Origin of the sequence: Pseudogemmobacter hezensis (assembly GCF_013155295.1) — a bacterium.
GTDB classification, from domain to species: Bacteria; Pseudomonadota; Alphaproteobacteria; order Rhodobacterales; family Rhodobacteraceae; genus Pseudogemmobacter; species Pseudogemmobacter hezensis.
The window spans coordinates 58,839-78,099 of the sequence record NZ_JABJXT010000018.1; the positions used below are offsets into that span (position 1 = coordinate 58,839).

Annotated in this window: 27 protein-coding genes and 1 tRNA gene; 12 read left to right on the forward strand and 16 right to left on the reverse strand. The window is 61.0% G+C overall.

Annotation, left to right across the window (positions count from 1 at the left end):
- The first annotated feature begins 74 nt into the window (after positions 1-74).
- The 10 genes from HOY34_RS17140 to HOY34_RS17185 all read left to right on the forward strand — a co-directional run bounded on the left by HOY34_RS17140 (position 75) and on the right by HOY34_RS17185 (position 8,181).
- Positions 75-1,118, forward strand: coding sequence for a cysteine desulfurase family protein (locus HOY34_RS17140; RefSeq protein WP_172365138.1), 1,044 nt, complete (start codon positions 75-77; stop codon positions 1,116-1,118).
- A 31-nt stretch (positions 1,119-1,149) separates the two neighbouring features.
- Positions 1,150-2,664, forward strand: a complete 1,515-nt coding sequence (sufB, locus tag HOY34_RS17145) for a Fe-S cluster assembly protein SufB (RefSeq protein ID WP_172365140.1) — start codon at positions 1,150-1,152, stop codon at positions 2,662-2,664.
- Positions 2,665-2,671: 7 nt separating this feature from the next.
- Positions 2,672-2,983, forward strand: a complete 312-nt coding sequence (locus tag HOY34_RS17150; RefSeq protein WP_172365142.1) for a heavy metal-binding domain-containing protein — start codon at positions 2,672-2,674, stop codon at positions 2,981-2,983.
- Positions 2,976-3,563, forward strand: a complete 588-nt coding sequence (locus HOY34_RS17155; protein ID WP_172365073.1) for a hypothetical protein — start codon at positions 2,976-2,978, stop codon at positions 3,561-3,563. The genes HOY34_RS17150 and HOY34_RS17155 overlap by 8 nt, the downstream gene beginning before the upstream one ends.
- 10 nt (positions 3,564-3,573) lie before the next feature.
- Positions 3,574-4,329: a Fe-S cluster assembly ATPase SufC gene (gene sufC, locus HOY34_RS17160; RefSeq protein WP_172365075.1), complete on the forward strand. Its 756-nt coding sequence runs from the start codon at positions 3,574-3,576 to the stop codon at positions 4,327-4,329.
- Positions 4,329-5,597 (forward strand): SufB/SufD family protein, encoded by a 1,269-nt coding sequence (locus tag HOY34_RS17165; RefSeq protein WP_172365077.1) that lies wholly within the window; start codon positions 4,329-4,331, stop codon positions 5,595-5,597. The genes sufC and HOY34_RS17165 overlap by 1 nt, the downstream gene beginning before the upstream one ends.
- 133 nt (positions 5,598-5,730) lie before the next feature.
- A complete protein-coding gene (locus HOY34_RS17170; RefSeq protein WP_172365079.1) occupies positions 5,731-6,246 on the forward strand; it encodes a YIP1 family protein in 516 nt (171 codons plus the stop codon).
- Positions 6,243-6,833 carry a YIP1 family protein gene (locus tag HOY34_RS17175; protein ID WP_172365081.1) on the forward strand — a complete coding sequence of 197 codons (591 nt, stop codon included), beginning with the start codon at positions 6,243-6,245 and terminating at the stop codon, positions 6,831-6,833. Before HOY34_RS17170 ends, HOY34_RS17175 begins: the two co-directional genes overlap by 4 nt.
- Entirely contained in the window at positions 6,823-8,046 is a 1,224-nt protein-coding gene (locus HOY34_RS17180) for a cysteine desulfurase (protein WP_172365083.1), read from the forward strand. Before HOY34_RS17175 ends, HOY34_RS17180 begins: the two co-directional genes overlap by 11 nt.
- Positions 8,047-8,104: 58 nt before the next feature.
- A tRNA-Arg gene (locus HOY34_RS17185) sits at positions 8,105-8,181 on the forward strand.
- Between the two features lie 30 nt (positions 8,182-8,211).
- Here the strand turns inward: HOY34_RS17185 and HOY34_RS17190 are convergent.
- The 11 genes from HOY34_RS17190 to HOY34_RS17240 form a co-directional block, all read right to left on the reverse strand.
- Positions 8,212-9,282 (reverse strand): tyrosine-type recombinase/integrase, encoded by a 1,071-nt coding sequence (locus tag HOY34_RS17190; RefSeq protein ID WP_172365085.1) that lies wholly within the window; start codon positions 9,280-9,282, stop codon positions 8,212-8,214.
- A 205-nt stretch (positions 9,283-9,487) separates the two neighbouring features.
- A complete protein-coding gene (locus HOY34_RS17195) occupies positions 9,488-9,697 on the reverse strand; it encodes a hypothetical protein (protein WP_172365087.1) in 210 nt (69 codons plus the stop codon).
- Positions 9,694-10,263: a hypothetical protein gene (locus HOY34_RS17200; protein WP_172365089.1), complete on the reverse strand. Its 570-nt coding sequence runs from the start codon at positions 10,261-10,263 to the stop codon at positions 9,694-9,696. The genes HOY34_RS17195 and HOY34_RS17200 overlap by 4 nt, the downstream gene beginning before the upstream one ends.
- A 3-nt stretch (positions 10,264-10,266) precedes the next feature.
- Positions 10,267-10,563 (reverse strand): hypothetical protein, encoded by a 297-nt coding sequence (locus tag HOY34_RS17205; RefSeq protein WP_172365091.1) that lies wholly within the window; start codon positions 10,561-10,563, stop codon positions 10,267-10,269.
- Entirely contained in the window at positions 10,556-11,482 is a 927-nt protein-coding gene (locus HOY34_RS17210; RefSeq protein ID WP_172365093.1) for a hypothetical protein, read from the reverse strand. Before HOY34_RS17210 ends, HOY34_RS17205 begins: the two co-directional genes overlap by 8 nt.
- Before the next feature lie 39 nt (positions 11,483-11,521).
- Positions 11,522-12,613 (reverse strand): AAA family ATPase, encoded by a 1,092-nt coding sequence (locus HOY34_RS17215; protein WP_172365095.1) that lies wholly within the window; start codon positions 12,611-12,613, stop codon positions 11,522-11,524.
- Positions 12,610-13,584, reverse strand: coding sequence for a PD-(D/E)XK nuclease-like domain-containing protein (locus HOY34_RS17220; RefSeq protein ID WP_172365097.1), 975 nt, complete (start codon positions 13,582-13,584; stop codon positions 12,610-12,612). Before HOY34_RS17220 ends, HOY34_RS17215 begins: the two co-directional genes overlap by 4 nt.
- Positions 13,584-13,904 carry a hypothetical protein gene (locus HOY34_RS17225; RefSeq protein WP_172365099.1) on the reverse strand — a complete coding sequence of 107 codons (321 nt, stop codon included), beginning with the start codon at positions 13,902-13,904 and terminating at the stop codon, positions 13,584-13,586. The genes HOY34_RS17220 and HOY34_RS17225 overlap by 1 nt, the downstream gene beginning before the upstream one ends.
- Positions 13,904-14,404 (reverse strand): hypothetical protein, encoded by a 501-nt coding sequence (locus HOY34_RS17230; protein ID WP_172365101.1) that lies wholly within the window; start codon positions 14,402-14,404, stop codon positions 13,904-13,906. Before HOY34_RS17230 ends, HOY34_RS17225 begins: the two co-directional genes overlap by 1 nt.
- The gene (locus tag HOY34_RS17235; protein ID WP_172365103.1) at positions 14,401-14,649 is read right to left on the reverse strand and encodes a hypothetical protein; all 249 of its coding nucleotides are present in this window, start codon (positions 14,647-14,649) and stop codon (positions 14,401-14,403) included. The genes HOY34_RS17230 and HOY34_RS17235 overlap by 4 nt, the downstream gene beginning before the upstream one ends.
- A 106-nt stretch (positions 14,650-14,755) precedes the next feature.
- On the reverse strand, positions 14,756-15,043 hold the full coding sequence (locus tag HOY34_RS17240) for a hypothetical protein (protein WP_172365105.1): 288 nt from the start codon (positions 15,041-15,043) through the stop codon (positions 14,756-14,758).
- 173 nt (positions 15,044-15,216) lie between these two features.
- Between HOY34_RS17240 and HOY34_RS17245 the strand changes: the two genes are divergently transcribed.
- Complete coding sequence (locus tag HOY34_RS17245) at positions 15,217-15,465, forward strand: hypothetical protein (RefSeq protein ID WP_172365107.1); 249 nt, start codon at positions 15,217-15,219, stop codon at positions 15,463-15,465.
- Here HOY34_RS17245 and HOY34_RS17250 read toward each other — a convergent pair.
- Positions 15,449-15,721, reverse strand: coding sequence for a hypothetical protein (locus HOY34_RS17250; RefSeq protein ID WP_172365109.1), 273 nt, complete (start codon positions 15,719-15,721; stop codon positions 15,449-15,451). The two genes, HOY34_RS17245 and HOY34_RS17250, sit on opposite strands and share 17 nt — an antisense overlap.
- A gap of 323 nt (positions 15,722-16,044) precedes the next feature.
- Between HOY34_RS17250 and HOY34_RS17255 the strand changes: the two genes are divergently transcribed.
- Positions 16,045-16,410 (forward strand): thermonuclease family protein, encoded by a 366-nt coding sequence (locus HOY34_RS17255; RefSeq protein ID WP_172365111.1) that lies wholly within the window; start codon positions 16,045-16,047, stop codon positions 16,408-16,410.
- A 56-nt stretch (positions 16,411-16,466) separates the two neighbouring features.
- Here the strand turns inward: HOY34_RS17255 and HOY34_RS17260 are convergent, their stop codons facing one another.
- The 4 genes from HOY34_RS17260 to HOY34_RS17275 all read right to left on the reverse strand — a co-directional run bounded on the left by HOY34_RS17260 (position 16,467) and on the right by HOY34_RS17275 (position 19,049).
- Positions 16,467-16,631 carry a hypothetical protein gene (locus tag HOY34_RS17260; RefSeq protein WP_172365113.1) on the reverse strand — a complete coding sequence of 55 codons (165 nt, stop codon included), beginning with the start codon at positions 16,629-16,631 and terminating at the stop codon, positions 16,467-16,469.
- 232 nt (positions 16,632-16,863) lie between these two features.
- Positions 16,864-17,733 carry a DUF3037 domain-containing protein gene (locus HOY34_RS17265; RefSeq protein WP_366926976.1) on the reverse strand — a complete coding sequence of 290 codons (870 nt, stop codon included), beginning with the start codon at positions 17,731-17,733 and terminating at the stop codon, positions 16,864-16,866.
- Positions 17,730-18,545 (reverse strand): HipA family kinase, encoded by an 816-nt coding sequence (locus HOY34_RS22485; RefSeq protein WP_366926977.1) that lies wholly within the window; start codon positions 18,543-18,545, stop codon positions 17,730-17,732. Before HOY34_RS22485 ends, HOY34_RS17265 begins: the two co-directional genes overlap by 4 nt.
- Before the next feature lie 306 nt (positions 18,546-18,851).
- Positions 18,852-19,049: a hypothetical protein gene (locus HOY34_RS17275; RefSeq protein ID WP_172365119.1), complete on the reverse strand. Its 198-nt coding sequence runs from the start codon at positions 19,047-19,049 to the stop codon at positions 18,852-18,854.
- Between the last annotated feature and the right edge of the window lie 212 nt (positions 19,050-19,261).

The following is a 19,261-nucleotide window of genomic DNA, read 5'->3' on the forward strand; positions in this document are numbered from 1 at the left end:
GCCGGACGCTGTGCGCCCGGCTCCCCCCGAGGATATTTGGGGACAGATGAAAGGGGCGGGGTGTGAGTGACTTGGTGAGCGCACGGCTTTATCTGGACTGGAATGCGACAGCGCCTTTGCGGGTTGAGGCGCGGGCGGCGATGATTGCCGCGATGGATGTGGTTGGAAATCCGTCATCGGTGCATAGCGAGGGGCGGGCCGCAAAGGCGCTGATGGAGCGGTCTCGTGAGGAGATTTCTTCGGCTTTTGGAGCGGATGGCGCGGACCTGGTGTTCACCTCGGGGACGACCGAGGCCTCGGCGCTGGCCCTGGCGGGGCGGGGGCTGGTTTGTGCGGCGGTTGAGCATTCGGCGGTCTCTGCCTGGTGTGAGGAAAGCCTGGGCGTCGGGCGTGATGGCCGGGTGGCGGTGAGTGATCCGGGGCGGAGTGTTTTGCAGCTGGCCAATCCCGAGACCGGGATTTTGCAGGATCTGCCCGAGGGGCTGGCGGTCTCTGATCTGACGCAGGGGATGGGGAAGTTGCCGGTCGCCTTCAACTGGCTTGGCTGTGATATGGGGCTGGTTTCGGCCCATAAATTCGGCGGGCCGCGGGGGATCGGGGCGCTTTTGCTGAAGCGGGGCCTTGATGTATGCGCGCAGCTGAAAGGCGGCGGCCAGGAGATGGGGCGGCGCTCGGGGACGGAAAATCTGATCGGTATCGCCGGGATGGCGGCGGCGGCAAAGGCTGCGGCGCGGGATCTGGCGGATGGCGTCTGGGATGAAGTTGCCCGGATAAGGGATATTCTGGAATCAGCATTGTTTGCGGGGGCTGAGGGGATTATCTCGGTCTCGAAAGATCTGGCGCGGCTGCCGAACACGCTTTGTGTGATCGCGCCGGGCTGGAAGGGTGAGACCCAGGTCATGGCCATGGATCTTGTCGGTTTTGCGGTCTCGGCCGGGTCTGCCTGTTCATCGGGCAAGGTGCGGGGATCAAAAGTGCTTGGCGCGATGGGCTATGGCGATCAGGCGGGGCAGATGCTTCGCATTTCGATCGGTCCTGGCGTCAGTGAGGAAATGGTGCTGCGGTTCGCGGAGGCGTGGACCAGAGCATATGGAAAAGCCCGTGCCCGTGCGGCGTGACGCCGGGCTGCGTGAGGATGGAGTGACCGAAATGAATACCCATGTGGCCGAGGACAATATCCGCGAGGGCGTGGACCGCGAGACGATTGAAACCGTCCAGGCCATGGCCGGGAAGTATAAATACGGCTGGGAAACCGAGATCCCGACCGAATATGCGCCCAAAGGCCTGAATGAGGATATCGTCCGCCTGATCAGCGAGAAGAACGGCGAGCCGGAATGGATGCTGGACTGGCGTCTGAAGGCTTACCATCGCTGGCTGGAGATGAAAGAACCGCGTTGGGCGATGCTGAACTATCCTGAGATCGACTATCAGGATCAGTATTACTATGCGCGCCCGAAGAGCATGGCGGAAAAGCCGAAGTCGCTGGATGAGGTGGATCCGAAGCTCTTGGCGACCTATGCGAAGCTGGGGATCCCGCTGAAAGAACAGGCTTTGCTGGCGGGGGTCGAGGCGCCGGAAGGCGAGCGCAAGGTGGCTGTCGATGCCGTATTCGATTCCGTTTCGGTGGGGACCACCTTTAAGGAAGAGCTGAAGAAAGCGGGCGTGATCTTCTGTTCGATCTCGGAAGCGGTGCGCGAATATCCCGAGCTGGTGAAGAAATACCTCGGCTCGGTCGTGCCGCAGTCGGACAACTTCTTTGCGACGCTGAATTCGGCGGTCTTTTCCGATGGATCGTTCGTCTATATTCCCGAGGGCGTGCGCTGCCCGATGGAGCTGTCGACCTATTTCCGCATCAACGCCGAAAACACCGGGCAGTTTGAACGGACCCTGATCATCGCCGATAAGGGATCCTATGTCAGCTACCTTGAGGGCTGCACCGCGCCGAAGCGCGACACCATCCAGCTGCATGCGGCGGTGGTCGAAATTGTCATTCTGGAAGACGCCGAGGTCAAATATTCGACCGTGCAGAATTGGTTCCCCGGCGATGACGAGGGCAAGGGCGGCATCTATAATTTCGTGACCAAACGCGCCGATTGCCGGGGCGACCGGGCGAAAGTGATGTGGACCCAGGTGGAAACCGGCTCGGCGATCACCTGGAAATACCCGTCCTGCATCCTGCGCGGCAATGACAGCCAGGGCGAGTTCTACTCGATCGCCATCGCCAACAACTTCCAGCAGGCCGATACCGGCACCAAGATGATCCATCTTGGCAAGAACTCGAAGTCGCGGATCGTGTCCAAGGGGATCTCGGCCGGCAAGGCGCAGAACACCTATCGCGGCCAGGTCTCGGTGCACCCCAAGGCCACCGGGTCGAGGAATTACACCCAATGTGACAGCCTGCTGATCGGCGATCAGTGCGGCGCCCATACCGTGCCCTATATTGAGGTGCGCAACAATTCCTCGCGCTGCGAGCATGAGGCGACGACCTCGAAGGTGGACGAGGATCAGCTGTTCTACTGCCGTTCGCGCGGGATGGATGAGGAAGAGGCGGTCGCCCTGGTGGTGAATGGCTTCTGCAAGGAAGTGCTGCAGGCCCTGCCGATGGAGTTCGCAATGGAGGCGCAAAGCCTGGTGGCGATCTCGCTGGAAGGGTCGGTGGGCTGATATGGCGATTATTGTCACCACCACACCCACCGTCGAAGGGCGGCCCGCACGTCAGTATCTGGGCATCGTCACGGGCGAAGCCATTCTTGGCGCGAATATCTTCAAGGATCTGTTCGCAGGTATCCGCGACATCGTTGGCGGGCGCTCGGCCGCCTATGAGCGTGAGCTGGGCAATGCCCGGCGCACCGCTCTGGCCGAGATGGAGGCCGCGGCCCATGCGCTCGGGGCGGATGCCGTCGTCGGTGTTGATCTGGATTATGAGGTCATCAACAATATGCTGATGGTCTCGGCTTCGGGCACGGCGGTGCGGTTTGGCTGAGACGGCCCTCCAGCGCCCGGAACTGACCCTGCCGCCAGAAGCGGCAGCGGTCTGGGCTGACGCTTGCGCGGATGCGCAGGTGGTGCTGGAATATGGCTCTGGCGGCTCTACCCTGGTCGCGGCAGAGGCGGGGTGTCAGGTCTGGTCGGTCGAATCTGATCGCAACTGGGCGCAGATGATGCTGGACTGGTTCGAGGCCCATCCCGCCGATGTGCATATCCACCAGGCCTGGATCGGAGATACCAAAGCCTGGGGCTATCCCAAAGACGAAAGCGCCTTTATCCGCTGGCCGGAATATGCGTTGAAAGTCTGGGACTTGCCGCGCTTTTCTCATCCGGATGTGGTGCTGATCGACGGCCGCTTCCGGCTGGGCTGTTTTATGACCGTGGCTTACCGGATCACCCGTCCGGTCACGGTTTTCTTCGACGACTATCGCCGCCGCGAGGCCTATCACAAGGCTGAAGAGATCGCGCGGCCAACTGAAATGATCGGGCGCATGGCGCGTTTCGATCTGGAACCTGTTCAACTGACGCCGGACCGGCTGCGTGCCTATACGCGGGCGCTGCTGCAACCGGTCTGAGGAGAGAAAAATGCTTGAGATCAAGAACCTGCACGTGAAACTTGAGGAAGAGGATAAAGTCATCCTCAAAGGCGTCGATCTGAAAATCGGCGCAGGCGAAGTGCATGCGATCATGGGGCCGAATGGCTCGGGCAAGTCGACGCTGTCTTATGTGCTGGCGGGCCGTGAGGGCTATGAGGTCACCGATGGCTCGGCCACGCTGGACGATGAAGAACTGCTGGAAATGGAGCCCGAAGAGCGCGCCGCCGCTGGCCTGTTCCTGGCCTTCCAATACCCGGTCGAGATCCCTGGCGTTGGCAATATGACCTTCCTGCGCACGGCGGTGAATGCACAGCGCAAGGCGCGTGGCGAGGAAGAGCTGTCGGCGGGCGACTTCCTCAAAGTTGTGCGCGAAAAGGCGAAAACGCTGAAGATCGACGCCGATATGCTGAAGCGTCCGGTCAATGTGGGCTTCTCGGGCGGTGAGAAAAAGCGCAACGAAATCCTGCAGATGGCGATGCTGGAGCCGAAGATGTGCATCCTGGATGAGACCGATTCCGGTCTTGACGTCGATGCGATGAAGCTGGTGTCCGAGGGCGTAAATGCGCTGCGCTCGGAAGGGCGGTCGTTCCTGGTGATCACCCACTACCAGCGCCTGCTCGACCATATCAAACCGGACGTGGTTCATATCATGGCCAATGGCCGCATCATCAAAACCGGCGGGCCAGAGCTGGCGCTTGAGGTGGAAAACAACGGCTATGCCGATCTCTTGGACGGGGTGCAGTAATGGCCCTGCCGCAGGTGAAACAGGACGCGCTGGCGGCGCGTATCGCGGGCCTGTCGCTGGATGCGAAAGGCTGGGCCGCAAACGCCCGCGCCACCGCAGCCGAGCGTCTGGCGGCCCAGGGTCTGCCGGTCCGGCGCGATGAATACTGGCGCTATACCGACCCGTCCTCGCTGACAAAACCCGAGGTTTCGGGCGCGGCCCCGGATCTTGCGCCATCCTTTGCGGCGCTGGATGCGGTGAAGGTGGTCTTTACCGATGGTGTCTTTGATGCGGGCGCCTCGGATGATCTGGCAGCCGCCGGGATCGAGCTGCTTTCGCAGGCCGATGCCGATATCCACTGGGCGCAGGGGCTTTATGGTCAGCTGGAGGCGCGCGGCCAAAATCCGGTCGAACGTCCGCTTGCCACGCTGAACACCGCCTATGCGCGTGAGGGGCTGCTGATCCGGGTGACGGGCAAAGCGGCAAAGCCGGTCTCGGTGATTTACAACCAGAAATCAGCCAGTTCCGACGTGATCCTGCATTACCTTGTCAAGCTTGAGGCGGGGGCAGAGCTGACCCTTCTGGAAAGCGGCACGCCGGGGGCGCGGTTTAACACCGTGCTTGAGGTCGATGTCGCCTCGGGTGCGAAATTCCACCATATTCGCACGCAAGGCCCCGATGCCGAGCGGCGCGGCGTCACCCATATCTTCGCCCATATCGCCGACAATGCGCTGTTCAAAAGCTTTACCCTGACCGCGGGCGGCCGTCTGACCCGCAATGAGGCGATCCTTGAGATCACCGGCGATGATTCCGTGGCGCATGTCGCGGGCACTGTCATGGGCGATGGCAAGGATTTCCTGCAGGACGACACCATCTTCATCACCCACGCGTCCGAGCGCTGCGAAAGCCGTCAGGTTTACCGCAAAGTGCTGAAGAACGGCGCGACCGGGGTTTTCCAGGGCAAGATCCTGGTGAAACAGGGCGCACAAAAGACCGATGGCTATCAGATGAGCCAGTCGCTTTTGCTCGATGAGGATGCGCAGTTCCTGGCCAAGCCAGAGCTGGAAATCTACGCCGATGACGTGAAATGCAGCCACGGCTCGACCTCGGGCGCGATTGACGAGACGGCGCTTTTCTATCTGCAATCGCGCGGTGTGCCGAAACGCCGGGCCCAGGCGCTTTTGGTGCTGGCTTTCCTTGCGGGCGTGCTGGAAGAGATCGAGGATGAGGCAATCGCCGCCGAGGTCCAGGCGCGTCTGGAAGACTGGCTGCACGGCCTGACCGACTGAGCGGTTCATCATCTTGTCCGGCCCTGTGATAAGGGGCCGGATGAAACTGCGGCAAACGCCGCAAAACGACAGGCTGCGAGACCCGCACGACGGAAACGACCCGAAAAAGCAAGAGGCGGGGCAGAGTTAACGAATGTCGATCACCACCGATATTTTTCGCACCTGGCGCCGGCCCGGCACTGTGATGCGCGAAAAGCTGGCCGAAGGCCCGCGAGAGGAAAAGGCGCTGATCGTGCTTTTCTCGGCCTGCCTGCTGCTTTTCGTGGCGCAATGGCCGCGCCTGTCGCGTGAGGCCTTTCTGGCACAAGAGGCGGCGCGGGCGGCAGGCACTCCGCTTGATCAGGTGCCGGGGATCCAGGCGCTGCTGGGGATCAACTTCTTCGTCTATCTCTTCGTATTGCCGCTGATTTTCTACGCTGTCGCCGCGCTTTCGGCGCTGGTGATCCGGCTGGCAGGCGGGCGGATCGGGCCCTATGCGGCCCGGATCTCACTGTTCTGGGCGCTGCTTTGCACCGGGCCGCTGATGCTGTTCCAGGGGCTTTTGGCCGGGTTCAAAGGTCCGGGCATGCCGCTGACGGTGGTTGGCCTTTTGATCGCCGCGCTTTTCATCTGGCTTTGGGTCCGGCTGCTGCGCGAGGCGATGCAATGATCTCCTGGCTGACCGATACGTTTTTGCTGACCTTCACCGCCCCGCGCGCCGCCATGCGCCGCGTCTTGTCGCTGCAGCGTGGCCCTGGGGCCGAGACGCTGGCGCTGCTGCTGGTAACGGTTTGCGGTGCTTTGATCAGCGGCCTCGCCACGCTGATGATCACCGGCTCGGATACCTCGCTGTTCGGCTGGCTGCTTGAGGCGCCGCTGGTCTCGGTTGCGATGCAGTTCGGCAGCTCTTTGCTGGGGGCGGTGCTGATCTGGGCGGGGGGCAAGCGGTTTGGCGGCACCGGCTCTTTGAAGGATGGCGTGCTGGTCATCGCCTGGCTTGATTTCGTCATGCTGATCACCCAGCTGGTGCTGGTGCTGGCGCTTTTTGCCGGGCTGCCGCTGCCGGGTATCGCAGGGCCGGCCCTCGTGCTGCTGCTTTTGGTGCTTTTGTCCAGTTTCATTGCAGAAATGCATGGTTTCCAATCGGTTGCAAAAACCCTGCTTGGGGTGATCCTGGGGTTCTTCCTGGTGGTCATGATCCTTTCGGTTTTGCTGGTCGCGCTTATTCCCAGAGAGGCTTTGCTCAATGTCATATGATGTCGAAAAGATCCGCGCCGATTTCCCGATCCTTTCGCGCAAGGTGAATGACCGCCCGCTGGTCTATCTGGACAATGGCGCCTCGGCGCAAAAGCCGCAGGTGGTTATTGATGCGATCACCCAGGCCTATTCTATGGAATATGCCAATGTTCACCGTGGCTTGCATTATCTGTCGAACCACGCGACCGAGGCCTATGAGGCGGTGCGCGGCAAGATCGCCCGCTTCCTGAACGCGCCCTCAGAGGAAGAGATCGTCTTCACCTCTGGTGCGACCGAGGGGATCAATCTGATCTCTTACGCCTGGGCCGCACCGCGCCTGCAGGCGGGCGATGAGATCGTGCTTTCCGTGATGGAGCATCACGCCAATATCGTCCCCTGGCATTTCCTGCGCGAGCGTCAGGGCGTGGTGCTGAAATGGGTCGGGGTGGATGCGAATGGCGTCCTTGATCCCCAGGCGGTGATCGACGCAATCGGGCCAAAGACGCGGCTGATTGCGGTCAGCCATATGTCGAATGTGACCGGAACCGTGGTCGATGTGGCAAAGATCTGCGCCGCCGCCCACGCGCGCGGCGTGCCTGTGATGGTCGATGGCAGCCAGGCCTCGGTGCATATGCCGGTCGATCTGACGGCGATGGGTTGCGATTTCTACGCGATCACCGGGCATAAGCTTTACGGCCCCTCGGGGTCAGGCGCGATCTTCATCTCGAAGGCGCGGATGGCCGAGATGCGCCCCTTCCTCGGCGGCGGCGATATGATCCGCGAGGTTCACCGCGACAGCGTGACTTGGGCCGATCCGCCGATGCGCTTTGAGGCGGGAACGCCCGGCATCGTCAATCAGATCGGGCTTGGCGTGGCGCTGGATTATCTCTCCGGTCTTGGGATGGAAAACATTGCCGCGCATGAGCGGGCGCTGCGTGACTATGCGCGGACCCGGCTGGATGGGCTGAACTGGCTGAACGTCCAGGGGCAGGCGCCGGACAAGGGCGCGATCTTCAGCTTCACGCTGCAAGGGGGCGCGCATCCGCATGACATCTCGACGATTCTCGACAAGAAGGGGATTGCGGTCAGGGCAGGGACGCATTGCGCGATGCCGCTGCTGGATCATTTCGGGGTGGGTGCGACCTGCCGCGCCTCGTTCGGGCTGTATAACACCCTGTCCGAGGTGGATGCGCTGATCGAGGGGCTGGAGTTCTGTCACGAACTCTTTGCGTAAGGTCGCGCCAGAAGCCTTGCAGCGCCGCGCCTGAGCGGTTATGAGGACCAAAGACGCTGCACCCGTAGCTCAGCTGGATAGAGTGCTGCCCTCCGAAGGCAGAGGTCACAGGTTCGAATCCTGTCGGGTGCGCCACTTCCCTTATCAGTCCTTGTTTTTGCTCAATTATTCGGGCTGATTTGGAAACTTTCGGATCCGGTTTCCACTCTGCTGTTCTCGCTTCGCCCCGAGAATCCCCTTCTGATCCGCTTGTTTCGTGTAATGCGCTATCTCGCTAAGGCTGCTGTGTCCGGTCCACGCGCCGATCTGAGACGCTGTAGCGCCCGCAATGGCAAGGGCTGCAGCGCGGGCTTTTCTCAAGCCGTGAGCCGTGCAGTCGTCGGGCAGTCCGGCCTCAGATGCTATCGCGCTCATCCATTGCGACAACCCTTTCACGCTGCGAGCACGGCCGGTGCTGATGACGATCCAAAGCATTCGGTCTGACGGCAGCACATCCAGCAAATGCGAATGATCCTGGGTCATGCTTGCTGCCCATAATGGCAGGGTACGAATCGGGCAGGTGGCCGGGCCTTTTGTTTTGGCCTGAACGTAGCTGAGCCAGCCACCTGGATCGACCTTTTGCCACCCCAAAGCGACTGCATCCACGCAGCGTGCCCCGGTCCAGAAAATCACTTCGAAAGCAAGACGTTCCGGCGTTCCTTTCATCCAGTGGCTTCGAAACCTGGAAATCTCATCCTCTGACCATTGCCGATGAGGCGTCACCTCGCCTCTGGATGCACGAATTCCTGTTGAGGGGTCGGAGGTTATCCAGCTTTCTTCAACTGCGAACTTAAGGATCGACCGCCACGCTTTTATTCGATTTGAGGCTGCGCCGGGTGTGAGGGCGCGAATGTCCTTGCGAAGGTGATCTGGTCTTAGATCCTTTACCAGGCCAGTCCCGCGCTGCTCACTGATCTTGCTGAGGGTTCTGCGCCAAACTGCCCGCGTGCTTTCGGCCATTCTTCGATATTCATAAGATGCGAGATAAACCGCGCAGAGTGCGGCAATACTGCCCTCTGTTGCGCGGCCCTTCGGGGCCACCTTCCCGGCCTCAACATAGGCCGCGATGAATTCTGGGTGATTCTCAGGAAGGTTTGGCAATGGGATAAGGCTGCCGCCAACCCGGCGATAAAGATACCGCTGGCCGTTCTTCTTGACCACAGACTTGATGCCAGTCAGTCGAAGGCCGCGTCGCATGTGTTTTCTCCTGGTTTATCGTCTTCATAGGGGAGGTCTGATGCGTATCGGTCGAGGTCGATACGATCAAAGAGCCGCCTGCCATCCATGAGTCTGCGCGGGATACTGAGTGCCCGCAGCTTCGTCTCGCTGATGCCCATATATGCGGCTGCTTCGCTCGCCCCCATCAATCGGGGCTGGTAGCTTATTGCTGCATGCTTCCCCATCATCCGCCCCCTTTCTCTTGCGCGGCGGGCCATCCGGCTGCCGATTGTGACCCGTGATAGAGGCCAGCGAGGTAGACCTGCAAAAGCAGATCCTTGCCCAGGCCCTTTATGACGCAGGACGCCACGACCTTTTCCACCACCCGCTCAAAGCTGAATTGCTGAGCCTTCGGCAGGCTGCGAAATTCGATTGGTGCGACTGGCATGGTCATGTCCGCCCCTCCTTCCGTTTGTCGTGAGAGGCGAGGGCGGCGTTCAGGTCCGCGACCGGCTCGACGAAAAGAACCAGGCCCTCTTCGTCGTCAATGGTCAGCGCAAGGATCATCGCGCGTGCCTTCTCCGCCAGTTCATCCTCTCCCGCCCGGGCCTCGTCGCGCTCAAGCGTGATCCGCACGATAGCCTCCTGCGCCTTCACCAGCTCAGAAAACAGCGCGGGCATGGTGATAGGCGGATCGGCGCGGCCAGCGGCTGCCAGCCAGTGTAGGGCAGCGGTTTCCTCGGGCGTGAGGCCTTCGCCTGTGGCCGTCATGATTTCGATGCCCTGGACGATATCCAGCGCAGCTTCGAGCTGGCTCTCCAGGGTGATGATGCGAGCCTCAAGCTCTCGGGCCAGCACAGGTTTCCCGTCTGCGCCAATGTATCGGTAGTGCTGCGATGCCTTCCAGTCGGAAAGCTGGGTCTCCAGCGCCTTGATGCGGTCGGCTGCCTCAAGGTTATGCGCCTGGCACGGCGGCTGCGTCACGAGCCTCGCCACCAGCGTATCGGTGTCAGTGGTCATGCGTCATACCTCCTGCAATAGTTTCACATCGCCCCCGGCAGCGAGGCGGGCTTTCCATTCTTCGATTTTCGCGCGCACCTCCTCCGGGTCGTCGAAGAACTCGGGCCAGCCCGCATTTTCCTCATCCTCGGCAAGGTCGGGTTCCCAATAAGCGATCAGGTCGCTCAGGGTGGCGGCATGCTCTTCGCAGAATGCGATGCCCTCGCTGTCGAGTTGCACCTTGTCGCCCGGGAAAAGCGGCTTTCCGCACTGCTCGCAGTGATAGTAGGCTTCCTCGGTGTTAGTGGTCAGATCACCCATTGTCTGCGCCTCCCTCTGTGCGGGCGGCGATGTGGATGGCTCTGCCGCTCAGGTCTATACCAAAGTGCGCCCCGTTCCGCATGGTGACCGACGAAAGACGGCCTTCTTTCTGTTGGATGCTCGCAACCTTCGGATGGCCGTAAAAGATGATCGGATTGCGGGTGATCTCGTATCGGTTCAGCAGATCGCCAACAGTCTCCGTGTGCGCTGTGCCCAGCTCGATTAGATCGCGGACGGCGGCAACCTCGCTGGCAAGACCGCGCCGCTGGCGGAATATTTCGATAGCCGCAAGCGTGGCACCATCCATCATATAGACGCGCCGTGTCAGCGCCCCTCCATCACGCGCGGTCATTGGGGGCCTCCGGGGTGGCGGGCTGCTTGCTGCGAATATCGGCAAGGATCGCCTCAAGGCTGCCTTCTGCGGCAGCGCCGGCCACGGCTTCCCTCTCGCGCAGCAGCGCCATGGCCTCGTCGCGATCGCGGTCCATTTCTTGCGCACCACCTCCGACAAGGCGGAGTCGAATGCTTTGCAGTTGTGATAGTTGGTCGCCCCGTCATAGGGCTGGAAGTGGATTTGGGTAGTAATTTCGAATTTGGTCAGCGAGCCAGCGGTTGCGCCTGCGCCTTCCCGCGATGCAACAGTGCTCTGGGTCGTGGTCTTGCCGATCAGTCCGAGGTAAGCCTCGGCTTCGGCGGTGTTCTGTTTTGCTTTCTTCCAGGCTTCGATGCTCACGTCTCTCTCCTTTGTCTCGCGCATCAGCGCGTTATTCGCCAATGTTGGTCGCGCGATGCCGGGGCCGTTCTGCCAGCACATCATCCCGCACCACGGGATCAAGGCAGAGGCTGTCCGCGCGGCGATGAAGGCCTCTAAGGTCGGCACGATTGAACTTGCCGCCCGGAACTGACCGATGGGCCGCATCAACGATTTTCTCGAACTGGTCTTTTGCTGAGACACGCATCAGGCTGCCTCACCTTGACGCTGACGCTCAAGCTCCGCGAAAGCAGCCTCCTGGGCGGCGATCTGCTCGGGTGTCGGGCCATCATCCGTGGCGGGCGTCAGGCTGGCAAAAGGATCATCGCTCACCGACTGTTTGGCCTGCTCGTCGGCTTGTGCGGCCATCTCTTGCAGCTCAGGCAGGATGGTGCTGGCCACCTTGCGGCCGGCTTCGCTTGCCGACTTCCACCAGGCGCGCATGGCTTCTGAGCCGCGCCGGGCTTCATCACGCACTTCGTCCAGGGTTTTCTTCTGATCGCGACCCTCGCCCTGACCCATGGCCCATCGAGCCATTTCGCGCCCGGTGCGTTCATTCATGGGCTGGCGAGGGTCGAGCAGGGCCTTGAACTGGTCCGCTACCTTGACCTGGTGGACAGGGCACCCCTTGGCGCTTGGGTCAAGAATGACCATTGTGGTCATTTCAAACATCAGATCGCCGTCGCTTGCCGGATCCCAGGGCACGTTCTTCATCCGGGTTTTGGTGGCGCGGGCATTCTCGCCGCGCGATTGCATTACCGGCTTAGCGCGGGTGCAGATGATCAGGTGGCATTTCGCGCGCACGATCCGGTCGATCAGGCGGCGATAGCGGGGCTTGACCTCGGCCCATGCAAGCTGCGACCGGGCGTCCTTCTTGCTGTCGTCGCCGCGCGTGAGGCGGTCCAGAGTGGTCGCATGCAGATCGAGGACACCGCCGACGCCTTCCCAGGCATGCGAGAAGCTGTCGATCACCAGCACCGGCAGCTTGGCGGCCTCGGCGGCATCGATTACCTCGATCCAGCGTTCCGGGTTGAAGCCGACCATTTGCCCCTTATCGTCAACGGCCTGCATGTCGAAGTGAACCATTTCGGGGAAATCTTGCTTGTAGTGCAGGGCGCGGCGGTTCTCGGTGTCGACAAATCCGATGGGGGCACCCTTGCGGCCGGTGACGACTTCGGCAATCCCGCGCGCCATCAGGAGCGCTGAATAGGTCTTTCCGGTGCCAGAGCCGCCCGAGAGCCCGATGGAAAGCGTCAGCGGGTCGTTGATCTCGGTGACGGGGATAAAACGGATGCTCATTCAGCAGCTCCTTGAAAGCCATTTGGGGAAAGGAAGCGCATTGCAGCTTCCAAAATGTCAGCGCCGTGCTGGCGCTTGTGTTCGGTCTCGACTGTTTCGCGCTCGAACCATTTCTCGAAAGCCCAGGCTGGCAGCTCGACCACATGGACGCCCGCCGGATAGCCCGGCCAGACACCGTCGCGCAGGCACAGGCCCCACATCTCGCGGGCGCGGGCGATTTTGCGACCTGCCAGCTCCAGCGTCTCGCGGCCCAGCTCGACCACGCAGACCTCATGTGGCGCGGCTTTCTCCTGGAAGATGAAGCGAAATGCCCGATCCTCGCCCGTGGCTGCGCGCCAGACTTCGCGGTAATGCGCTGCCTGCACGTCATAGCCATAGTTCAGCACCGCCTTGAGGCATGCGTCGGGATTGGCGTTCTCGCAGGTTTTGAAGTCGTAGATCGGCTGGCGCGCATCGAGCGGCACATTGTCAAGCATTGCCCGGCACCAGACGCCGCCGATTTGCGCGATGGCGACCTGCTCTGAGCGTGCGGGGTCTAGATCGACGCCTTGCAGCCTGAGGCGTGCGTGAAGGATTTCGCGCATGGCATGGATCTGCTCGACCTCTGCGGCCTTGAGCGGCGTGCGACCGGAGGCGCGTGCGTCCTCGATGAAGGCCTTGGCCTCCTTCGTGCTCGCCGCGCCATTGCTGGCGAGGATCCCCTCGGGGATGGCAACATAGTCACCGCCCGCGCCAAGCACAGCCCGGTGGGCCGCCCGGCCGATGTCGAAGGTCTTTTTGTCGACCGGCTGCCAGTCAGGGTTCAGCTTTGGGCTGGCCGTCCAGGCATGCAGTGGTGTTTGTGCGAGCAGGGTCTTTGCCAGCGTCGAGGACGGGCTCGGCTGGGGGCAGGGGTCGCGATGGTAGCTGTCACCGTCGATGTGATGGATGCCAGCCGCCAGAGCGCGGGAGATGAAGCCACCGTCAGCCATTACGCAACCCTCCGAGCAGTCTGCCGGTTCCGCTGGCGCATCAACACCGCGCGAAGATCGGCCAGAGTTTCCTCGTCATCATCGCCGGGCCGTCCAAACTGGATCGCCTGAAACGCCATCTGCAAAATCTCAATACCATCTTCGGGGGAACCCCTCGGCAGATCGGCGTGGATCTCGGTCTTGTCCGCAGCCTCGATCAGGAGGCGGAGTGGCCCTTGATTAGCAATCAGCCATGAGGGCTTTCGATAGCCATCAATGCAGGCGATTTCTCCGATATCAATCGGGCCGATCCTGGCAGTGTCGATCTCAATCGATGCCATCAGCGCATCTCCTCAATCTTGTGAAATTCATGCCCGGTCCGGGCGATTTTCCCCGGTGCCGCCAGTGCGACATGGGCGAGGACGGCCAGGGCGACGCCGGTGAGTGCATAGCCCGCAGGCCTCATGGCAAAGGCAGGGCGGATCAGCATCCAGACCGCATTCCCGACAGCGCAAACGCAGCGGTAGAACAGGCTCGGGCGGCGATACGGTTTCAGCGCCGCCAGATGGTGCGCCATATCGCGGCGAGGCGCGGGTGATGCCATGCGCTGCGCCAGCCGGGCAGCAACCTTCTGCGCTTCCGGGCGCAGCTCAGCGCCAGGACCAGCCCAGACGGCATTGCGCATCTCGCTTGCGAGCCGCAGGTCCATCCAGCAGGTCGATTGCGTCAGGACTTCGCAGGCCATCAGGATCTGATCGCGGGTCGCGTGCTCCGAGCGCAGAACCTCGCGGGCAGCCGCCCGGTCGAGAACCGCATCGGGGAGGGATGCAACCGCGCTCACAGGCCCATACTCCGGCTGCGGGCCGCATGCGCCTTGTCGTCCATCGCGGCGATTTGCATCTCGCGCCACTCTTCGCCCTCGGCGTTCAGCCGGTCGATCAGGTCACGCTCGGCGCTCAGCTCAGTGTCGCCGCGGCCAATGGTGCCCCTGTCGTGAAATTCGAGCCAGGCTTCCCACTGCTCATCGCCATGAGCATCGAGGCCGATCATCTCGGAGTGGATTTGCAGGTCTCCGTAGTAGGGCATTCAGTCCTCCATGAAGAAAAAAGACCCCGGCCCGCGAAATGCAGGTTGCTGACGGTCACGGAACCGGGGTCAGTTTCAGGCAGTCCGAACAGGCTTCGGACCTCTGTTATTCAGCGGCGATGCTCATCGGGCTGGCAGCCCATGCAGCGCCGGTCGCGCGGTGGTATTCGTGCAGCGCGTCCTCGGTCACATCGCGGGCGGTGCCGTGATCGAGGTCAGCGCAGATCACGCGGATATAGCTCGGGTGCTGGTCGCCCACGTCTTTCGTGCCTTCTTCGATCAGCGCAACCACATCGCGCAGCGAATGGCCTGGCTCAGCCTCCAGCGTGCGGAATGGCATCCGCTTGCCGGTGACCGGGTGCGACCATGCGAAGGTGACGAGGTAGTGTTGCATCGGCGGGCTCCATCGGGTGCAGCGGCTCATGTGTCGCGCTGCTGATGAAGATAATGTCGCAAATGGCGACATGAGGGTCAAGTGTAAAATGTCGCATATGGAGACATTTCTTGCCGGTCAGGCCGAGACCTGTCAGAATCACCCGTATGGAAACAGGGGCAGGAGGGCAGGGGATGCGTCGAGATATGGGGTTGATGGTGCAGCTGGCGCGGCAGGCGGCAGATCCGGCGTTCGGGTATCATCTGCTGCTGTTGCGGGATGCCGGGTATCTGGATCAGCACAACCAGATGACCGAAGCGGGCAAGGCGTTCGTAGCCGGGGCCGAGGCAGCGGATATGAAAAAGCCCCTCACTGTGGAGGGGCTGCTCGAGGCGCTGTCCGATGCGAACAAGCGTGGCATTTTTCTCAATTTCGCTTTGTGAGCCTCTCGCGAACGAAGTCACGGAACGCGTTGGCAATATCTGCAAATCGCGGGTTGGCCGCTGTCTCGCGGTCTATGTTCTGCTTGTCTAAGGCGGCTTCGATCTGCGCTGCCGATGATCCGTGGGTGGTGATCTTCTCAAAAAAGATAAAGCTGAAGTGGGCAAGGGCCTCAAAACGCTGTCTCTCGTCGTCGCGGTTGCGCTCCAGCGCTTCAATGCGCTCTTTGAGGTCGGCAATGGTGTCCTGATCTGACAAATCAAATCTCCATCATCAAAAGGTTGTGGTGACCCGATGATGGACATGCGCCGGGGGCAAGTCGAGCCTCCGGCGCGCACGACAGCTTCGCCACCGAGGCAGCCTGGGATCGGTGCGAAAGGTGGGTGGATCAGCTCAGGCCGGTGACCGGCCAGGGCGCATGAAAAGGCGCCGCGCCGGGGCTGGTCTGGGTGGCCCTCGCACCGTCGGGGCGATACAAGCCCGGCATGAAATACCCGCGCAGATACCAACCATACCGCCCTCGCCGTCGCACGATCAAAGGCGAGATCCGGCGGGGCACAAGATCCATTGGCGCCGTGTTGATGGTGGCTATCTTCGGGATGGCCGCGATTGGCGGCATCACCGGCAGCGGGAGATATACCGCCCCGCAGTCCAGCGCCCCTGCCGCCCAGCTTATCGATCAGGTCAACAGGGTGCGGGACGGTGACACCATCGTTGTGGGGCTGATCCCGATCAGGATTGCAAACCTCAACTGCGCCGAATCCGGAACGCGTCAGGGTGAGCGGGCCACGCGCCGCATGAAGCAGCTTGTCAGTGGTGAGACGGTGACATGCCGTCTGCATGGACGCCGGTCATATGATAGGGAGGTTGGGGTTTGTGCGCTTTCGGGCGGTCAGGACCTGGGCGAGATCCTGATAGCCGAGGGGCTATGCAAGCGCTGGCGGTAGGGCGCATGAAGAAGCCCCGCGCGATGGCGGGGCTTTGGTGAGGCTTGGCGCGAAGTTCACTCGGTAGGGGTAGCAGGCGGCGTCACAGGCGTTTCCGTGCCTTCCGTGGCGCCACCTGGCGCTGGTGCGCTTTCATCCTTGCAGGCAGCCAGTGCTGCGGTCGCCGTCAGCAGCATGCCAGTGATCATCAGGCCCTTGAGGGTGATCAGTTCGCTTTTCATGTCAGATCCTCTCTGCGTTAAAAGGCTGAGAGAAAGGTGGCGATGTTGCCCCGTAAGCGAAAGGCTGGAAGTGCCGGGCGCGACCAGGCTGACGACTTCATGCCGATCTTGCCGTGTGTGCAGCGCGGGTTGATGCCGATTTTCAAGGGTGAACCGTGGGCGGCAGATCGTTGCCTGGTGCGGGGCTCGGATTGAGCATGAAGAAGCCCGCCGGGGAGGGCGGGCTGGGGGTTCAGTGTGGTCCAGCTGAGTGTCGTGCTGCGGCGACCAAGTAATCCACCAATGTTCCAGCGTTTGTTTCTTCTACAACAATTGGCGTGGTTGGTGCGCTCCGGAGCATCGCTAGAGCCCTATTATAAGCAGGCAGCAGCGGAGACTCTTTTGGCTTTCCGGTAATGAAGTAAGCCCTAAAGTCAGGGTGATCCCTGAGATGGTAAAGGTTTCCAGTCCAAGTGTTGGCTTTCTCTACCATGCCATCATGCGTTTTCAGATCAAAGGATAGTGGCTGAACGCAGTGCCAAACACCGTTTTTTATCGAATGCTTGAACTCTACATCAAGCAATGGAGCGGAGACTACGTGAGGCTGAAGTTTGCCTGCGATGCCAACATCACGTAGCTGCTGCTGTAGCGATTCGAACACATCGTCGTCACTCCTGCGCGCCTCGTCCCGCTTCTGCTCATTTTTGAGAACGAAGCGGTCAAACAGGATCTGGTGCGTCTCATGAATATCCGAAGTTACGCCGGTTCCGAATGTGGACCACCGAAAACTGGAGGCGTCATGTTTAAGCACGTGGTAAGCGAGCGACTTGAGATCAGACGCGCCTTCCGCGCCCAGCGTTGGAAGTTCGGTGCAAAACAAGGTTCCTTGCTCGAAAACCTTCCCGGACAAACTCTTAAACCCGTGCTTAAGGTCATTGAGATCTTCCGTGAGGGCGGGGCGGTCAAGGTTGGGATACGCAGCGCTTAGCCTCCCGCCAGATCGGCGGGTTTTCAGCTTTAGGTAGGCAGCAGATCGGCAGAACACCAGGACGCCAATGTTCATGGCCTCCCCAGACCAGATTTCGTGCCGATACTGCAGGACGGCATAAGAATACTTCATCATGACCCTGCGAACACGCGTTCTAGTTCATCTTGGAATGCGTCGAGATTTTGGCAAGCTTCGGCCAAATACTCGGCAATGTTAAGCGCACCGCCTTGGCCCCAACTGGCAGGAACGTGTGTGGCATAGGTTAGGAACGCATCCATCGGGAGAGCCGACCATTTCGCCAGCGAGCCCGCGAAGTCCACTGCTGATCCCGGTTTCAACCTCTTCCATAGCACATGTTGCAAGTCTCCATCAATGTGGTTGGTGACCCCTCCCATGTGCCACGGCAGGCGAGACCTGCGCCTTGCCTCCAGCGGTTTGCGTCCATTTGAAAACGCCTCCTCGTGATCCATGATGGCCAGTGCATCTCCTTTCTTGAGGAGATTCGGATTTCGCACTCCGCGATCTGAGTTTTCAATAAGTGTGTCAAAGACATAGATGTCGGTCACAAGTGGAAGGCTGATGAGAGGGGTTCGTGATCCTCTCGACCAGCTCCTCCATTGGGGCCCTAGGTTTTTGCTGCCGTATGCCTCATTTGGCGCCAGTAAAAAAGCGTCTTGCAGGGCGGGCTCACTATCTAGAGATTCCACGAATTCTGATGTAATATCAACGACTAATGGGGTGGCGCAGGGTAGGCCAAGATCTGTGGCTAATTGACCAGCCATAAGCTCGCAAATTAACGAAGCTGTAGAGAGATCAGGGTGAAGCCCCGGGATCTTCAAGAAAACCTCTACCAGATCTCCACCCAACTCTGCGAGACACATGGGAGGTTCAGATCTTCCAGAGTCCGCTCGGGAAATAAATGTAGTTGCTCGCGCGGTCTGGACCATTAATTCCTCAAGAAAAATCCGAGAACAGCAATAATCGCAAGGCAGAATGTCTGCCTTGCGGAAACATCACACAGCCCCATCCGATTCTGCAACCTGCCCGTGTCACGCCCGCCTCACCCCGCGCGACCGAACCCCATATTCCTCCCGCTGACATAGTCCAGCGGCCCGCAGGCCGAGAGCGAGAGCCGTGCGGCCAGCAGGGCGACCCGGCTCACAGCCCAAAGCCCGCCCTTGCGACCACCAGCAATATGATCGCCAGCGGCGGGCAGTGAAACGCGATCAGCTCAAACGCGCCGGATACCTCGATCATGTCCCTGGGGCCTCCGTATCAACCATCGCCCGCCAGGCATCGGCCCCAAGCGCGGCCCGCAGCACTGCATCCACCTGTGGCAGATAGCTGGCCCACATTGGTCCGCCCTCGAACCGGGTTTCAGGCGCGTGGCCGTCCAGCTCGCACAGGGCGCGGGCGGCCTTCTCGCGTGGGGGCTTCTCGCGTCTCGCCATGGTCAATCCTCCTGCGGGCAGCCTGCGGCGGGCGGCGGATTCGGGCAATGGTGAACCGCTCCGGGTTTGCCGGAGGCTGATTACGGTTAGTTACGCGGCGATGTCTTCAATTTCCAGAGCCGCGTAGAAGTTTGCTTCTGCCTCTGCTGGCGGGATGCTCCCGATCGGCTCAAGCAGGCGGCGGTTGTTGAACCAGTCGACCCATTCGAGGG

Coding starts and splice junctions, on each gene's coding strand:
- HOY34_RS17260 (WP_172365113.1), bottom strand. CDS start 16,631: ATGAAAAGCGAACTGATCACCCTCAAGGGCCTGATGATCACTGGCATG.
- HOY34_RS17215 (WP_172365095.1), bottom strand. CDS start 12,613: ATGAGCATCCGTTTTATCCCCGTCACCGAGATCAACGACCCGCTGACG.
- HOY34_RS17180 (WP_172365083.1), top strand. CDS start 6,823: ATGTCATATGATGTCGAAAAGATCCGCGCCGATTTCCCGATCCTTTCG.
- HOY34_RS17210 (WP_172365093.1), bottom strand. CDS start 11,482: ATGCGGCCCATCGGTCAGTTCCGGGCGGCAAGTTCAATCGTGCCGACC.
- HOY34_RS17165 (WP_172365077.1), top strand. CDS start 4,329: ATGGCCCTGCCGCAGGTGAAACAGGACGCGCTGGCGGCGCGTATCGCG.
- HOY34_RS17195 (WP_172365087.1), bottom strand. CDS start 9,697: ATGACCATGCCAGTCGCACCAATCGAATTTCGCAGCCTGCCGAAGGCT.
- HOY34_RS17205 (WP_172365091.1), bottom strand. CDS start 10,563: ATGGGTGATCTGACCACTAACACCGAGGAAGCCTACTATCACTGCGAG.
- HOY34_RS17225 (WP_172365099.1), bottom strand. CDS start 13,904: ATGGCATCGATTGAGATCGACACTGCCAGGATCGGCCCGATTGATATC.
- HOY34_RS17235 (WP_172365103.1), bottom strand. CDS start 14,649: ATGCCCTACTACGGAGACCTGCAAATCCACTCCGAGATGATCGGCCTC.
- HOY34_RS22485 (WP_366926977.1), bottom strand. CDS start 18,545: ATGGTCCAGACCGCGCGAGCAACTACATTTATTTCCCGAGCGGACTCT.
- HOY34_RS17170 (WP_172365079.1), top strand. CDS start 5,731: ATGTCGATCACCACCGATATTTTTCGCACCTGGCGCCGGCCCGGCACT.
- HOY34_RS17255 (WP_172365111.1), top strand. CDS start 16,045: ATGGTGGCTATCTTCGGGATGGCCGCGATTGGCGGCATCACCGGCAGC.
- HOY34_RS17265 (WP_366926976.1), bottom strand. CDS start 17,733: ATGATGAAGTATTCTTATGCCGTCCTGCAGTATCGGCACGAAATCTGG.
- sufB (WP_172365140.1), top strand. CDS start 1,150: ATGAATACCCATGTGGCCGAGGACAATATCCGCGAGGGCGTGGACCGC.
- HOY34_RS17220 (WP_172365097.1), bottom strand. CDS start 13,584: ATGGCTGACGGTGGCTTCATCTCCCGCGCTCTGGCGGCTGGCATCCAT.
- HOY34_RS17175 (WP_172365081.1), top strand. CDS start 6,243: ATGATCTCCTGGCTGACCGATACGTTTTTGCTGACCTTCACCGCCCCG.
- sufC (WP_172365075.1), top strand. CDS start 3,574: ATGCTTGAGATCAAGAACCTGCACGTGAAACTTGAGGAAGAGGATAAA.
- HOY34_RS17275 (WP_172365119.1), bottom strand. CDS start 19,049: ATGGCGAGACGCGAGAAGCCCCCACGCGAGAAGGCCGCCCGCGCCCTG.
- HOY34_RS17200 (WP_172365089.1), bottom strand. CDS start 10,263: ATGACCACTGACACCGATACGCTGGTGGCGAGGCTCGTGACGCAGCCG.
- HOY34_RS17245 (WP_172365107.1), top strand. CDS start 15,217: ATGCGTCGAGATATGGGGTTGATGGTGCAGCTGGCGCGGCAGGCGGCA.
- HOY34_RS17240 (WP_172365105.1), bottom strand. CDS start 15,043: ATGCAACACTACCTCGTCACCTTCGCATGGTCGCACCCGGTCACCGGC.
- HOY34_RS17190 (WP_172365085.1), bottom strand. CDS start 9,282: ATGCGACGCGGCCTTCGACTGACTGGCATCAAGTCTGTGGTCAAGAAG.